This window comes from Streptomyces sp. DSM 118878 (assembly GCF_052936595.1).
The window spans coordinates 6,087,291-6,101,559 of the sequence record NZ_CP193622.1; the positions used below are offsets into that span (position 1 = coordinate 6,087,291).

Sequence of the window (14,269 nt, forward strand, 5' to 3'; positions counted from 1 at the left end):
CGGCAACAGAAGCCGTGGGAGGCGGAACCTCAGTCCCACGACTCCAGGGCGGGCGGCAGCGCCGCCATCTCCGCCAGGTCCGCGGCCGTCAGCCGTACCGAAGCCGCCCGCGCGTTCTCCACCGCCCAGCGCTCCCGCTTGGCGCCGGGGATCGGCACCACGTGCGGTCCCTGCCGGAGCGTCCAGGCCAGCGCGATCTGCGCCGGGGTCGCCCCGTGCCGCTCCGCCACCCGGCGCAGGCCCACCACCAGCGGCTGGTTGGCCGCCATCATCTCGGCGGTGAAGCGCGGGTGGCGGGCCCGCAGGTCGTCCGGCTCGAAGCCCTGGCCGGGCGTGAGCGTCCCGGTGAGGAAACCGTTCCCCAGGGGCATCGCCGCCAGAAATCCGACCCCGCGCGCCGCGCACCACGGCAGCAGCGCGTCCAGCGCCTCCGGTGACCACACCGACAGCTCGGCCTCCACCGCGCTCACCGGAAAGACCTGCTGGGCCCGTTCGAGGAGCCGGATCGTCGCGTCGTGCAGTCCGGGCCGGGGGCCGCCGTGCGCCGTACGCCGTCCGGCGCGCGCCCCCACGGCGCACAGACCCAGGGCCCGCACCTTCCCCGCGGCGACCAGCTCCGCCATCGCGCCCCAGGTCTCCTCTATGGGGATCTCGGGGTCGACGCGGTGCAGTTGGTACAGGTCGATGGTCTCGGTCTGGAGCCGCCGCAGCGAGGCGTCGCAGGCCCGCTTCACATAGCCGGGACGGCCGTTGGCGACGATGTGCTGCTCGCCCACGAGCAGTCCGCACTTGGTCGACACGAACGCCTCGCTCCGCCGCTCCTTGAGCACCCTGCCGATCAACAGCTCGTTCTTGAAGGGCCCGTACATGTCGGCGGTGTCGAGGAGCGTCGCCGCCCCACCGCCCGCGTCCAGCGCGGCGTGCACGGTGCGCAGCGACGCGTCGCCGCGCTGCCGCGAGCCGGTGTAAGCCCAGCTCATCGGCATGCAGCCGAGTCCGACGGCGCCCACTTCGAGCGCCCCCGCGCCGATCGTCCTGCGCTCCACCTGGCCGTGACCTCCCGCTCCACGTCGAAGATCACCCAAACTAGCCGCTGCGCCCCGAGGCCGGAGCGCTGCCTCCCCGCGGGCCGCGGACGGCAGTGGCGCATTAGCCTCCTGAGCATGACGACTGATGTATGGCTTCCGTTCCCCGCGCACGAGATCCCGGGGCTGCCCGAGGCGTCCGAGGCCGGCCTCACGTACCGCTTCTGGGACGGCGGGCAGGAGTTCCCCGCGGACCCGGCCGACTGCGCGTTCTACGTGGTGCCCTATCTGCGGGGCCCGGAGGCCGCCGTGCGCCCGCTGCCCGAGATGTCGTCCGTACGCGTCGTACAGACACTGTCGGCGGGGGTCGACCAGATGGACCAGGGGCTGAGGTTCCTGCGCCCCGGCGTGCGACTGTGCAACGCACGCGGCGTGCACGAGGCGAGCACCGCCGAGCTGACCCTGGCCCTGATCCTGGCGTCGCTGCGGGGCTTCCCGAAGTTCTTCGAGGGCCAGCGCGCGCAGGAGTGGCGTACGGGGTTCAACGCGGCGCTCGCCGACAAGTCCGTGCTCATAGTGGGCTACGGGGCGATCGGTGCCGCCATCGAGGACCGGCTCACCCCCTTCGAGTGCGCGCGGGTGGCGCGCGTCGCGCGCTCTGCCCGTGCCTCGGAGCGCGGCCCCGTGCACCCGCTCACCGACCTGCCTTCCCTGCTGCCCGAAGCGGACGTGGTCATCATCGCGACGCCGCTCACCGAGGACACCCGCGGTCTCGTGGGCGCCGACTTCCTGGCCCGCATGAAGGACGGCGCGCTGCTCGTCAACATCGCCCGCGGGCCCGTCGTCGACACCAAGGCGCTCATCGCCGAGCTGGAGTCCGGGCGCCTCACCGCCGCCCTCGACGTGACCGATCCGGAACCGCTTCCCGCAGGTCACCCCCTGTGGCAGGCTCCCGGCGTGCTCATCACCCCGCATGTGGGAGGTCCTACGTCCGCCTTCCTGCCCCGGGCCCGGCGGCTGCTGGCCGCGCAACTGACGAAGTTCGCCGCCGGAGAGCCGGTCGACAACGTCGTGCACACCGTGGGCGGTTGACCGGAGAGCCGCCACGCACACGCTCCGCACTCATGTGTGTGCGACGGGTGTCCACTTCGTCGATCATAGTCACAGAGCGTAGAGGGGCTATGTCGCTGAGTGACGATCCTGGTGTATCGTCCCGACTGGGGAGGCGCCGTGGACCTGTTCGGCGCCGGGGATGAAGAGCAGACCGAGGGGGGCGACGGGCGATGTATGGCCTATGGGCGGACGATCCGGCGTGGCGGGACAGTCGCCGCCGACTCTCGGGCGCCAAGACCCGTGGACACAGCAGCGAGTGGGGCGGGGTCCGCGCGAGCGGACGCCGCTGGGCCGCGCCGCTTCCGTGCCGGCACAGCCGTCGGACGGATCGGCCGGGCACGGGGACGGCGCCGACCAGGGCGGCGCGGTGAGCACCCCCCCGGGCTCCACCGCCGTCCTCGACGGAGGGATCGCGGCGACGCCGCCGCCCCCGAGGGCGCTGTTCCTGCGCCGCCCCCTGCCGGGCGGCCGCGGCTTCGTCTCCCAGGTGCTCCTGCTCCTCCTCTGCGGGGGGTATGCCGCGGGCTCCGCCGTCGGCTGGGGGTCCGGGCGACTGGCCCTGATCATGGGCGACTTCGGACTGAGTGTCGCGGCTGCGGTGGCCGCGGTCTCCTGCTTCCGCTACTCCCGCACCCGCCGCAGCCGCTTTCGACCCGCATGGCTCCTCTTCGCGCTCTCCTCCGCGATGGCCGCCGCCGGGAACGCCGTCTGGGGGTGGTACGAAGTCGTGCTCGACCGGGACGTGCCGAGCCCCGGCCTCGCCGACATGTTCTTCCTCTGCTTCGCGCCGCCCGCCATCATCGGCCTGCTCGTGCTCGCCAAGCGCCCGGTGACCAGGGCGGGCTGGACCTGCCTCGCCCTCGACTCCTGGCTGATCGGCGGCTCGCTCCTCACCATCGCCTGGAGCCTGGCCCTCGCGCACACCGCGCAGTTCGAGGGCCAGAGCGTCGCGCACGCCGCGCTCTCGCTCGCCTACCCCCTGCTCGACATCGCGCTGGTCAGCATGGTCCTCGCGCTGCACTTCAGACGCTCATCGGCGCACCGCACCGCGGTGAACACCGCGATCGGCGCGCTCGCGGTGACGGTGATGTGCGACGCCCTGTTCACCTCGCCCCTGCTGCACGCGAGCTACCGCTCGGGCCAGATGCTGGACGCCGGCTGGTTCGCGGGCTCCCTCCTCCTCGCGTACGCGCCCTGGGCCGCACCCTGGAACATGCGCGGGCAGGCCGAGCAGGACCACGGGCCCGAGGAGTACGACAGCGGGCCCGAGGAGCCGAAGGTGTCCGGCACGCGTCCGATCGCCGGTTCGCTCGCCGCCCTCACGCCGTACCTCGCCGCCGCGGTCTGCACGCTGGGGATTCTCTACAACGTGCTGAACGGCCACCGCGTCGACCGGGTCGTGCTCTTCACCGCGGGCACCGTCGTGCTCGCCCTCGTCGTCCGCCAGGGCATCATGCTCCTGGACAACATCACACTCACCCAGGAGCTGGCCCAGAAGGAGAACCACTTCCGCTCCCTGGTCCAGGGCTCCAGCGACGTCATCATGATCGCCACGCCCAACGGCATCCTGCACTACGTGAGCCCGGCCGCCGCCGGGGTCTACGGCCGGGACGCCGACGAGCTGGTGGGCCGCGAGCTCGCCACGCTCATGCACCCCGAGGACCTCGGGCGGGTCGTGCACGAGGTGCGCAGGTTCCTCGCCGCCCACCCGGTCGAGGAGCCGACCACCCGCATCGAGTGCCGCTTCAGATCGGGCAACGGCGACTGGCTCAACGTCGAGTCCACCGTCAACCGCCACCAGGGCGGCCTCATCTTCAACAGCAGGGACGTCACCGAACGGGTGCGGCTCCAGGCCCAGTTGCAGCACAACGCCGAGCACGACCCGCTCACCGACCTGCCCAACCGCGCCCTGTTCACCCGGCGGGTGAGCCAGGCGCTGACCGGCCGCAGAGTGACCGACCGCGGCACGGCCGTGCTCTTCATCGACCTCGACGGCTTCAAGGCGGTCAACGACACCATCGGCCACCAGGCAGGGGACGAGCTGCTCATCCAGGCCGCGCGCAGACTTCAGGAGGCGGTGCGTTCGAGCGACACCGCGTCCCGGCTCGGCGGCGATGAGTTCGCGGCCCTCATCGTCGGCGACGGGACCAGGGACCAGGCCGCGAGGGAACGGCACATCCACGAGCTCGCCGACCGGCTGAGAATCACCCTTTCCCAGCCCTACGCCATCGACGGCAATGACGTGCGCGTCGCGGCGTCCATCGGCGTGGCGTTCGCCGAGCCGGGCATCGGCGCGGGCGAGCTCCTGCGCAACGCCGACCTCGCGATGTACCGCGCCAAGGCCGCGGGCAAGGGCCGCGTGGAGCTCTACGCCCCGCAGATGCAGGCCGACGTGGCCCGCAAGGCGGAGCAGGCCACCCGGCTGCGCGCCGCCCTGCACGACGGCGAGTTCGCGCTGCTCCACCAGCCCGTCGTCGCCCTCGACGACGGCCGGATCACCGCGGTCGCCGCACAGCCCCGCTGGCGCTCGGCCCAGGGCATCCTCTACACCCCCGCCGAGTTCCTGCGGGCCACCAAGGCCGGGGACGGCAGGGGCGGCGGCCGGGACACCAGGGAGAGCGACCGCGCGGCCGAGCTCGGCCGCTGGACGCTGGAGAAGGCCGTCGAGCAGGCCGCCGAGCGGGGCCGCAGCGGCCACGCGGTCCCCGTCACCGTACGGATGAGCGCGCGCAGGCTCCTGGACCGTTCCATGCCCCGCGGCTCCGTCGAGGCGCTCCTGACCCGGCACGGCCTGCCCTCGGGCGCGCTCATCATCGAGCTCGCGGAGAACGACCCGCGGGTCCCCTTCGAGGACCTGGAGCGCCGCCTCACCACCCTGCGCAGGCTCGGCGTACGCATCGCGCTCGACGGCTTCGGCAGCGGCCATGCGGCGATCACGGCGCTGCGCCGGCTGCCCGTCGACATCCTGAAGCTGGACCGCGGCCTGATCGAGGGCGTCGTCGATTCCGCGCGGGCGTACAAGATCACCTCGGGGCTGCTGCGCATAGCGGGCGACCTCGGGCTGTTCTCCGTGGCCGACGGCGTGGACCTGCCCGAGCAGGTGACGGCCCTGCGCGAGATGGGCTGCACGCACGGGCAGGGCGTGGCGTTCTCCGGACCGCTGGACGAGCACCGGCTGCGCAGGGCGCTCGCGCTCGGGGAGTACCCGGTGCCGCGCGGTGCGGCGGAGCCCGTCCTCGCGGGCCTGCCCGCGCAGACGTTCGCCGGGGGTGGTGTGCAGACGTACGCGGGGGGCTCCACGGGGCCCTTCATGACCACCGCTCTGCCCTATGCGCGTTCACATGATGAGACCCGCGTCCCACCTACTTGACAGGCACTGCGTGCCGGGGGGAGGGTCAATGCCATGCGCACCCGAATTCTCGTACTTGGAAAGCGCGTCGGCTGAAGCTGGGACGGACCGGTCCGAACACCGGATCCCAGCGACCGCAACCGACGCGCTCCCCTCGCTTGCCTCACGGCACGAGGGGTTTTTTGTTGCACCGGCACCTGCCGAATACCTGCTAAACCCCCGCAAAAACCCTCAGCTTCGAGAAGAGAATGCCGATGACCGAGCAGGCCACCGGGGCCCACCATCCGCAGCCGCGGCCCCGATCCTCAGGACAGCAGCCGACGCCCGTCGAGCACGTCACGGGTGCGAAGTCCCTCATTCGTTCTCTCGAGGAAGTCGGGGCCGACACGGTATTCGGAATTCCCGGCGGCGCCATCCTTCCCGCGTACGACCCGATGATGGACTCCACCCGCGTCCGTCACGTCCTGGTCAGGCACGAGCAGGGCGCCGGCCACGCGGCCACCGGTTACGCGCAGGCCACCGGCAAGGTCGGCGTCTGCATGGCGACGAGCGGCCCCGGCGCCACCAACCTGGTCACGCCGATCGCCGACGCCCACATGGACTCCGTCCCGCTGGTCGCGATCACCGGACAGGTGGCCTCCAAGGCCATCGGCACCGACGCCTTCCAGGAGGCGGACATCGTCGGCATCACCATGCCGATCACCAAGCACAACTTCCTGGTCACCAAGGCCGAGGACATCCCGCGCACCATCGCCGAGGCCTTCCACATCGCCTCGACGGGCCGCCCGGGCCCCGTCCTCGTGGACATCGCCAAGGACGCCCTCCAGGCGCAGACGACGTTCTCCTGGCCGCCGCAGCTCGACCTGGCCGGCTACCGCCCGGTCACCAAGCCGCACGCCAAGCAGATCCGCGAGGCCGCCAAGCTGATCACCGCCGCCAAGCGGCCGGTGCTCTACGTCGGCGGCGGCGTCCTGAAGGCCCACGCCACCGCCGAGCTGAAGGTCCTGGCGGAGCTCACCGGGGCGCCCGTCACCACCACCCTGATGGCGCTCGGCGCGTTCCCCGACAGCCACCCCCAGCACGTGGGAATGCCGGGCATGCACGGTGCGGTCACCGCCGTCACCGCGCTGCAGAAGGCCGACCTGATCGTCGCCCTCGGAGCCCGCTTCGACGACCGCGTCACCGGCAAGCTGGACAGCTTCGCCCCGTACGCGAAGATCGTGCACGCCGACGTCGACCCCGCCGAGATCGGCAAGAACCGCGCCGCCGACGTGCCGATCGTCGGTGACGCCCGCGAGGTCATCGCCGACCTGGTCCAGGCCGTCCAGGCCGAGCACACTGAGGGCCACACGGGCGACTACACCGCCTGGTGGGCCGACCTCAACCGCTGGCGCGACACCTACCCCCTCGGCTACACCCAGCCCGAGGACGGTTCGCTCTCCCCGCAGCACGTCATCGAGCGCGTCGGGCAACTCGCCCCGGAGGGCACGATCTTCGCCGCGGGCGTCGGCCAGCACCAGATGTGGGCCGCGCACTTCATCGAGTACGACACGCCCGCCACCTGGCTCAACTCCGGCGGCGCCGGAACGATGGGCTACGCGGTCCCGGCCGCGATGGGCGCCAAGGCCGGCCGGCCCGACCGCACGGTCTGGGCGATCGACGGCGACGGCTGCTTCCAGATGACCAATCAGGAACTGACCACCTGCGCCCTGAACAACATCCCGATCAAGGTCGCCATCATCAACAACGGCGCCCTGGGCATGGTCCGCCAGTGGCAGACGCTGTTCTACAACCAGCGTTACTCCAACACCGTCCTGCACAGCGGTCCCGAGGAGATCGGTCCCAACAAGGGCACCCGCGTCCCGGACTTCGTCAAGCTGTCGGAGGCCATGGGCTGCGTGGCGCTGCGCTGTGAGCGCCCCGAGGACCTCGACAAGATCATCGCCGAGGCCAACGCCATCAACGACCGGCCCGTCGTCGTCGACTTCATCGTCCACGAGGACGCCCAGGTCTGGCCGATGGTCGCCGCGGGCACATCGAACGACGAGGTCATGGCCGCCCGGGGTGTCCGCCCCGACTTCGGCGACAACGAAGACGACTGAGACCGAGAGCGAAAGAGAGACCAAGAGTCATGTCCACCAAGCACACGCTCTCCGTCCTGGTCGAGAACACCCCCGGCATCCTCGCCCGGATCGCCGCCCTGTTCTCGCGCCGCGGGTTCAACATCGACTCGCTCGCCGTGGGCGTCACCGAGCACCCCGACATCTCCCGCATCACCATCGTCGTGGGCGTCGAGGAACTCCCGCTCGAACAGGTCACCAAACAGCTCAACAAGCTCGTCAACGTCCTGAAGATCGTCGAACTGGAGCCGGACGCAGCCGTCGCCCGCGAGCTCGTCCTCGCGAAGGTCCGCGCCGACAACGAGACCCGCTCCCAGATCGTCGAGATCGTCCAGCTCTTCCGCGCCAAGACCGTGGACGTCTCCCCGGAGGCCGTCACCATCGAGGCCACCGGCAGCAGCGACAAGCTGGAGGCCATGCTCAAGATGCTGGAGCCCTTCGGCATCAAGGAGCTCGTGCAGTCCGGCACCATCGCGATCGGCCGCGGCTCCCGCTCCATCACCGACCGCAGTCTGCGGGCGCTCGACCGCAGCGCCTGACCCGGGTTCCCGGTACCCCTCTCGGATACCGAGACCCGAGAACTTCCCTCCCTGAACCCGCCGTACGGTGGGACGCAACACCAGCACACATAGGAGATTCCCAGTGGCCGAGCTGTTCTACGACGACGACGCAGACCTGTCCATCATCCAGGGCCGCAAGGTCGCGGTCATCGGTTACGGCAGCCAGGGCCACGCCCACGCGCTGTCGCTCCGCGACTCGGGTGTCGACGTCCGCGTGGGTCTGCACGAGGGCTCCAAGTCCAAGGCCAAGGCCGAGGAGCAGGGCCTGCGGGTCGTCACCCCGTCCGAGGCGGCCGCCGAGGCCGACGTCATCATGATCCTCGTCCCGGACCCGATCCAGGCCCAGGTCTACGAGGAGTCCATCAAGGACAACCTCAAGGACGGCGACGCCCTGTTCTTCGGCCACGGCCTGAACATCCGCTTCGGCTTCATCAAGGCCCCCGAGGGCGTCGACGTCTGCATGGTCGCCCCGAAGGGCCCGGGCCACCTCGTCCGCCGCCAGTACGAGGAGGGCCGCGGCGTCCCGTGCATCGCGGCCGTCGAGCAGGACGCCACCGGCAACGGCTTCCCGCTGGCTCTCTCGTACGCCAAGGGCATCGGCGGCACGCGTGCGGGCGTCATCAAGACGACCTTCACCGAGGAGACCGAGACCGACCTCTTCGGCGAGCAGGCCGTGCTCTGCGGCGGCACCGCCGCGCTGGTCAAGGCGGGCTTCGAGACGCTGACCGAGGCGGGCTACCAGCCGGAGATCGCGTACTTCGAGTGCCTCCACGAGCTGAAGCTGATCGTGGACCTCATGTACGAGGGCGGCCTGGAGAAGATGCGCTGGTCGGTCTCCGAGACCGCCGAGTGGGGCGACTACATCACCGGACCGCGGATCATCACGGACGCCACCAAGGCCGAGATGAAGAAGGTCCTCACGGAGATCCAGGACGGCACGTTCGCCCAGCAGTGGATGGACGAGTACCACGGCGGTCTGAAGAAGTACAACGAGTACAAGACGCAGGACGAGAACCACCTCCTGGAGACCACGGGCAAGGAGCTCCGCAAGCTCATGTCCTGGGTCAACGACGAGGACTAGGCACCCCGGGTCCGGGGCGCCGCCCTCGGGGCGCCGCCCCGGACCCCGCTCGGAAAACGCCGGAGGGGCTGATTCCCCCCGGCGTTGTCCACCACGTCCAGCCACGGACGGGTGATCCTTCCGTAGAGGCGCATGCTGATCCATGCCGCGCCACTACACTTCTGTTCAACATTCGCGTCGGGCCCACAGCGTCGTGCGTCTTCCACGCGGCAAGCACCCTCCACCGCCTGCGGCCGTCGGGACGGCCGTCCGCCTGGATCTGTGAGGACTCACGTGAGCACTGCTGCCACCGGCAAACCCGTCGTACTCATCGCTGAAGAGCTGTCGCCCGCGACTGTCGACGCTCTGGGCCCGGACTTCGAGATCCGTCAGTGCAACGGCGCGGACCGCGCCGAGCTGCTGCCCGCCATCGTCGACGTCGACGCGATCCTGGTCCGCTCCGCGACCAAGGTCGACGCCGAGGCCATCGCCGCCGCCAAGAAGCTGAAGGTCGTCGCCCGCGCGGGCGTGGGCCTCGACAATGTCGACGTCTCCGCCGCCACCAAGGCCGGCGTGATGGTCGTCAACGCGCCCACGTCGAACATCGTCACCGCGGCCGAGCTCGCCTGTGGCCTGCTCATCGCCACCGCGCGCAACATCCCGCAGGGCAGCCAGGCGCTGAAGAACGGCGAGTGGAAGCGCTCCAAGTACACCGGTGTCGAGCTCGCCGAGAAGACCCTCGGTGTCGTGGGCCTCGGCCGCATCGGCGCCCTCGTCGCCCAGCGCATGAGCGCCTTCGGCATGAAGGTCGTCGCCTACGACCCCTACGTGCAGCCCGCGCGCGCCGCCCAGATGGGCGTGAAGGTCCTCTCGCTCGACGAGCTGCTCGAAGTCTCCGACTTCATCACCGTGCACCTCCCGAAGACCCCCGAGACGCTCGGCCTCATCGGTGACGAGGCGCTGCACAAGGTCAAGCCGACCGTCCGCATCGTCAACGCCGCGCGGGGCGGCATCGTCGACGAGGAGGCGCTGTACTCGGCGCTGAAGGAGGGCCGCGTCGCGGGCGCCGGTCTGGACGTGTACGCGAAGGAGCCCTGCACGGACTCCCCGCTCTTCCAGTTCGACCAGGTCGTCTGCACCCCGCACCTCGGCGCCTCGACGGACGAGGCACAGGAGAAGGCGGGCGTCTCCGTCGCCAAGTCGGTGCGGCTCGCCCTCGCCGGTGAGCTCGTGCCGGACGCCGTGAACGTCCAGGGCGGCGTCATCGCCGAGGACGTCCGTCCCGGCCTGCCGCTCGCGGAGAAGCTCGGCCGCATCTTCACCGCTCTCGCGAGCGAGGTCGCGGCCCGCCTCGACGTCGAGGTGTACGGCGAGATCACCCAGCACGACGTGAAGGTGCTGGAGCTCTCCGCGCTCAAGGGCGTCTTCGAGGACGTCGTCGACGAGACCGTGAGTTACGTGAACGCGCCCCTCTTCGCCCAGGAGCGCGGCGTCGAGGTCCGCCTCACCACCAGCTCCGAGTCGCCCGACCACCGCAATGTGGTCACCGTGCGCGGCACGCTCTCCGACGGCGAGGAGATCGCGGTCTCCGGCACGCTGGCCGGGCCCAAGCACCTCCAGAAGATCGTCGCCATCGGCGAGTACGACGTGGACCTGGCGCTCGCCGAGCACATGGTCGTCCTGCGGTACGCGGACCGGCCCGGCGTCGTCGGCACCGTCGGCCGCGTCCTCGGCGAGGCGGGCATCAACATCGGCGGCATGCAGGTTGCCCGTGCCGATGTGGGCGGGGAGGCGCTCGCCGTTCTCACCGTCGACGACACGGTGCCGCAGAGTGTGCTCAACGAGCTGGCGGAGGAGATCGGTGCGGAGTCCGTTCGCGCGGTGAACCTGACCGACTAGTACCGGCCAGCACCCCGAACAGTACCGACGCTCGAACACCGGACGGGCTGGACATCCCCGCGTCAGCGCCGGGTGACTCCAGCCCGTCCGTTCGTCTGGTACGGCCGTATGGGACGGCTGTACGGATGGCACTTAGGGTGGCCAGCATGGGACATCGCGAAGATCTGCTCGAAGGCGCCAAGCGCTGCCTCCTGGAGAAGGGCTTCGTCCGGACGACGGCCCGCGACATCGTGAAGGAGTCGGGGACGAACCTGGCGTCCATCGGCTACCACTACGGGTCCAAGGACGCCCTGCTCGTCGAGGCGTACGTCGCGCTCATCGAGGCGACGGGGGAGGGCTTCACGGCCACGCGGGAAGAAGGGGACGCCGAGAAGGGCGGCCTCGACCGCTTCCGGGAGGTGTGGACGAGCATCCTCCGTTCCGCCCCCGAGTCGCGCCCCCTCTGGATGCTGACGCTGGAGGTCATCACCCAGGGCGAGCGGCTGGCGGGCATCCGCGAACTGCTGGCCAAGGCGCAGGGCGAAGGACGCAGTGGCCTCGCTGCCATGATCACGGGAATCGACGAGAGCGTCATCCCGGACGACGTCGTCGAGACCGAGGGGCGTCTCTACGCGACGCTGCTCAACGGCCTGATGGTGCAGTGGCTCTTCGACCCCGAATCGGCCACGACCGCCGAGCAGTTGACCGAGGGGCTGCGGCGCGCGATGGAGCGGCTGCGGGGCGAGGGAGCCTGAGCAGAGGTCCCGAGGCGGTCGGGCCGGTCCGGCCGGTGGTCGTTCGTTTCCCGGCACTTACAGTCGTGACGACTTCAGGATCATGTGCAGCAACAGCCGGTCCTCGCCGTCGTCCAGGTCGAGCCCGGTGAGCTGTTCCACGCGCGAGAGCCGGTAGTAGAGCGTCTGGCGGTGGATGCGCAACTCCGCGGCCGTGCGGCCCGCCTGGCCCGCGCAGTCGAGGAACACCTCGGCGGTGCGGGCGAGTTCGCGGTGGGCGGGGCTGAGGAGCTGGCCGCCCACCGGGTCGTGCGCGGCCTCCGGCGGCAGGGAGGTGAGCAGCCGGTAGGGGCCCACGTCCGACCACTGAGCCACCGGGGCGAACCGGCGCTCGGCGAGCGCGGCGCGCGCCGCCCCGGACGCCTCCCACCAGGCCGCGCCCAGGTCCTCCAGGCCGTGCCGGGCGCCGGCGATGCCCGCGGCCGCGTTGCCCGCCGCGTTCCCGGAGGTGCCCCGCGCGGTCTCCACCAGGCGCGACGCCGCGGTGTGCGCGGGGGACAGCGCGTCGGCCGAGCGCAGCCGGACCAGGGCCGCGAGGGACTGGCCCGACGTGCCCCACGGCACGGTGCAGACCGCCGCCGCTCCGGTCACCGTGCGCGCCGCCGGGGTCTCCTCGGGGTCGGCAAAGGGCCAGGGGGCCACGCAGACCACGGCGTGCAGGTTCTCCGCGCGGGGGCCCAGAGCCGTGCGCAGGGCGGCCACCGCCATGTCCCGCTGCCAGCCGCGCTCGGCCGTCAGGACCGCGCGGAACTCCCTGGTCAGATCGGTGCCCGCCTGCGCCTCGTCGGCCAGGAGCGCGCCGATCCGCGCGGCCACCTCCATGGCGGCGGCGAGCTGCCGGTCGCTGGGCCCCGGCTCGTCGTCGAGCAGCCACACGTAGCCGAGGGCGAAGCCGCGATGGCGCACCGGCAGGCAGATCCGGCCGCGCAGGACGCCCGCCTCCGGCGTGGGCGGGATGCGGACGGGGCCCGTGGCGCGGGTGATGCCGAAGCCCTCGAACCAGGCGCGGACCTCGGCCGTGGAGCGGCGGGTCAGGATCGAGCGGGTCCTGACCGGGTCGAGGACGGTCGCGTCGAATCCGCTGCCGTCGCCGCCGTCACCGCCGTCGTGCGCGCCGAAGGCGATCAGCTCGAAATCCCGGTTCTCCAGGGTCGCGGGGGCGCCCAGCAGCGCCGAGATCTCGTCCACCGGTTCCTGGTAGTCACCTTTCACCCCTCCATTCTCGCGCAGGCCGCCCGGTCCTTCAGACATCTGTCTGAGATCCGGGGCACGGATGCGTGACAGGTGTCGATGGTCCGGTGCCCGGTGGATCCTTAGATTTCACGGTGGTTCTCCGTGCCGTACCACCGCATTCCCCCTATGGGGGGCATGTCGTTACGCACTCGATTTCATACACCTGTGGAGGTGCCCGTGCTGGGTCCCGTGATCCTCGCCGCGTCGCGCAGCGACAACATGCGCCGTTTCGTTTCGGCGGCCCCCGGCACCAAGCAGGTCGTCGACCGCTTCATCGCGGGCGAGAGCGTCGACCACGTCGTGCCGATCATCGTCGACGCCACCGGCAAGGGCCTTGAGGTCACCCTCGACGTGGTGGGCGAGGACATCACCACCGGCGAGCAGTCCCACGCCGCCCGCGACGCCTACCTGGAGCTCATCGGGCGCCTGAAGGACCTGGGCCTCGGCACCCGGGCCGAGATGTCGGTGAAGCTGTCGATGTTCGGCCAGGCGCTTGAGGACGGCCACGAGCTGGCTCTGGCCAATGTCCGGCCCGTCGTCGAGGCCGCCGCGGCCATCGGCACCACGGTCACCCTGGACGCCGAGGACCACACCACCCTCGACTCGATGTTCGCCATCCACGAGGAGCTGCGGAAGGACTTCCCGCAGACCGGCTGCGTCATCCAGTCCTACCTCTTCCGCACCGAGGCCGACGCCCGCCGCCTGGCCGCCGCCGGCAGCCGCGTACGCATCGTGAAGGGCGCCTACAAGGAGCCCGCCGAGGTCGCGTACCAGGACAAGGCCGAGATCGACAAGGCGTACGTGCGGATCACCCGTATCCTCATGGAGGGCGACGGGTACCCGATGATCGGCTCGCACGACCCGCGGCTGATCTCCATCGCGCAGGAGCTCGCCCGGCGTGCGGGGCGCAAACTGGATGAGTACGAGTTCCAGATGCTGTACGGCATCCGCAGCGACGAGCACCTGCGGCTCGCCGCCGAGGGACACCGCATGCGTGTGTACACCGCCTACGGCACCGACTGGTACGGCTACTTCATGCGCCGCCTCGCCGAGAAGCCCGCCAACCTGCTCTTCTTCGCCCGCTCCATCCTCACCAAGGACTGAACCAAGGGCTGAGCTTCCCACCCCCTCGACCCT

General features: G+C 70.9%; 10 protein-coding genes. 8 read left to right on the forward strand and 2 right to left on the reverse strand.

Features of this window, described 5'->3' with window-relative positions; genetic code table 11:
* Positions 1-29: 29 nt before the first annotated feature.
* Entirely contained in the window at positions 30-1,046 is a 1,017-nt protein-coding gene (locus tag ACRAKF_RS27155; RefSeq protein WP_447040165.1) for an aldo/keto reductase, read from the reverse strand.
* A 117-nt stretch (positions 1,047-1,163) separates the two neighbouring features.
* Here ACRAKF_RS27155 and ACRAKF_RS27160 point away from each other — a divergent pair, with 117 nt between their 5' ends.
* The 7 genes from ACRAKF_RS27160 (at position 1,164) to ACRAKF_RS27190 (ending at position 11,860) form a co-directional block, all read left to right on the forward strand.
* Positions 1,164-2,117 (forward strand): 2-hydroxyacid dehydrogenase, encoded by a 954-nt coding sequence (locus tag ACRAKF_RS27160; RefSeq protein WP_447040166.1) that lies wholly within the window; start codon positions 1,164-1,166, stop codon positions 2,115-2,117.
* Positions 2,118-2,505: 388 nt separating this feature from the next.
* Positions 2,506-5,508 carry a putative bifunctional diguanylate cyclase/phosphodiesterase gene (locus ACRAKF_RS27165; RefSeq protein ID WP_447040167.1) on the forward strand — a complete coding sequence of 1,001 codons (3,003 nt, stop codon included), beginning with the start codon at positions 2,506-2,508 and terminating at the stop codon, positions 5,506-5,508.
* A gap of 233 nt (positions 5,509-5,741) precedes the next feature.
* Complete coding sequence (locus ACRAKF_RS27170; RefSeq protein ID WP_447040168.1) at positions 5,742-7,589, forward strand: acetolactate synthase large subunit; 1,848 nt, start codon at positions 5,742-5,744, stop codon at positions 7,587-7,589.
* Positions 7,590-7,618: 29 nt separating this feature from the next.
* Positions 7,619-8,146, forward strand: coding sequence for an acetolactate synthase small subunit (gene ilvN / locus ACRAKF_RS27175; RefSeq protein ID WP_447040169.1), 528 nt, complete (start codon positions 7,619-7,621; stop codon positions 8,144-8,146).
* A gap of 103 nt (positions 8,147-8,249) precedes the next feature.
* Positions 8,250-9,248 carry a ketol-acid reductoisomerase gene (gene ilvC, locus ACRAKF_RS27180; RefSeq protein ID WP_447040170.1) on the forward strand — a complete coding sequence of 333 codons (999 nt, stop codon included), beginning with the start codon at positions 8,250-8,252 and terminating at the stop codon, positions 9,246-9,248.
* Between the two features lie 273 nt (positions 9,249-9,521).
* Complete coding sequence (gene serA / locus ACRAKF_RS27185; protein WP_447040171.1) at positions 9,522-11,126, forward strand: phosphoglycerate dehydrogenase; 1,605 nt, start codon at positions 9,522-9,524, stop codon at positions 11,124-11,126.
* Positions 11,127-11,272: 146 nt separating this feature from the next.
* Positions 11,273-11,860 carry a TetR/AcrR family transcriptional regulator gene (locus ACRAKF_RS27190; protein ID WP_447040172.1) on the forward strand — a complete coding sequence of 196 codons (588 nt, stop codon included), beginning with the start codon at positions 11,273-11,275 and terminating at the stop codon, positions 11,858-11,860.
* Between the two features lie 57 nt (positions 11,861-11,917).
* On the opposite strand, the gene ACRAKF_RS27195 is transcribed toward ACRAKF_RS27190, so the two are convergent.
* Positions 11,918-13,150, reverse strand: coding sequence for a PucR family transcriptional regulator (locus ACRAKF_RS27195; RefSeq protein WP_447040173.1), 1,233 nt, complete (start codon positions 13,148-13,150; stop codon positions 11,918-11,920).
* Positions 13,151-13,309: 159 nt separating this feature from the next.
* Here ACRAKF_RS27195 and ACRAKF_RS27200 point away from each other — a divergent pair, with 159 nt between their 5' ends.
* Entirely contained in the window at positions 13,310-14,236 is a 927-nt protein-coding gene (locus tag ACRAKF_RS27200; protein ID WP_447040174.1) for a proline dehydrogenase family protein, read from the forward strand.
* Positions 14,237-14,269 lie beyond the last annotated feature (33 nt).

Coding starts and splice junctions, on each gene's coding strand:
- ACRAKF_RS27160 (WP_447040166.1), top strand. CDS start 1,164: ATGACGACTGATGTATGGCTTCCGTTCCCCGCGCACGAGATCCCGGGG.
- ACRAKF_RS27170 (WP_447040168.1), top strand. CDS start 5,742: ATGACCGAGCAGGCCACCGGGGCCCACCATCCGCAGCCGCGGCCCCGA.
- ilvN (WP_447040169.1), top strand. CDS start 7,619: ATGTCCACCAAGCACACGCTCTCCGTCCTGGTCGAGAACACCCCCGGC.
- ACRAKF_RS27190 (WP_447040172.1), top strand. CDS start 11,273: ATGGGACATCGCGAAGATCTGCTCGAAGGCGCCAAGCGCTGCCTCCTG.
- ACRAKF_RS27195 (WP_447040173.1), bottom strand. CDS start 13,150: ATGTCTGAAGGACCGGGCGGCCTGCGCGAGAATGGAGGGGTGAAAGGT.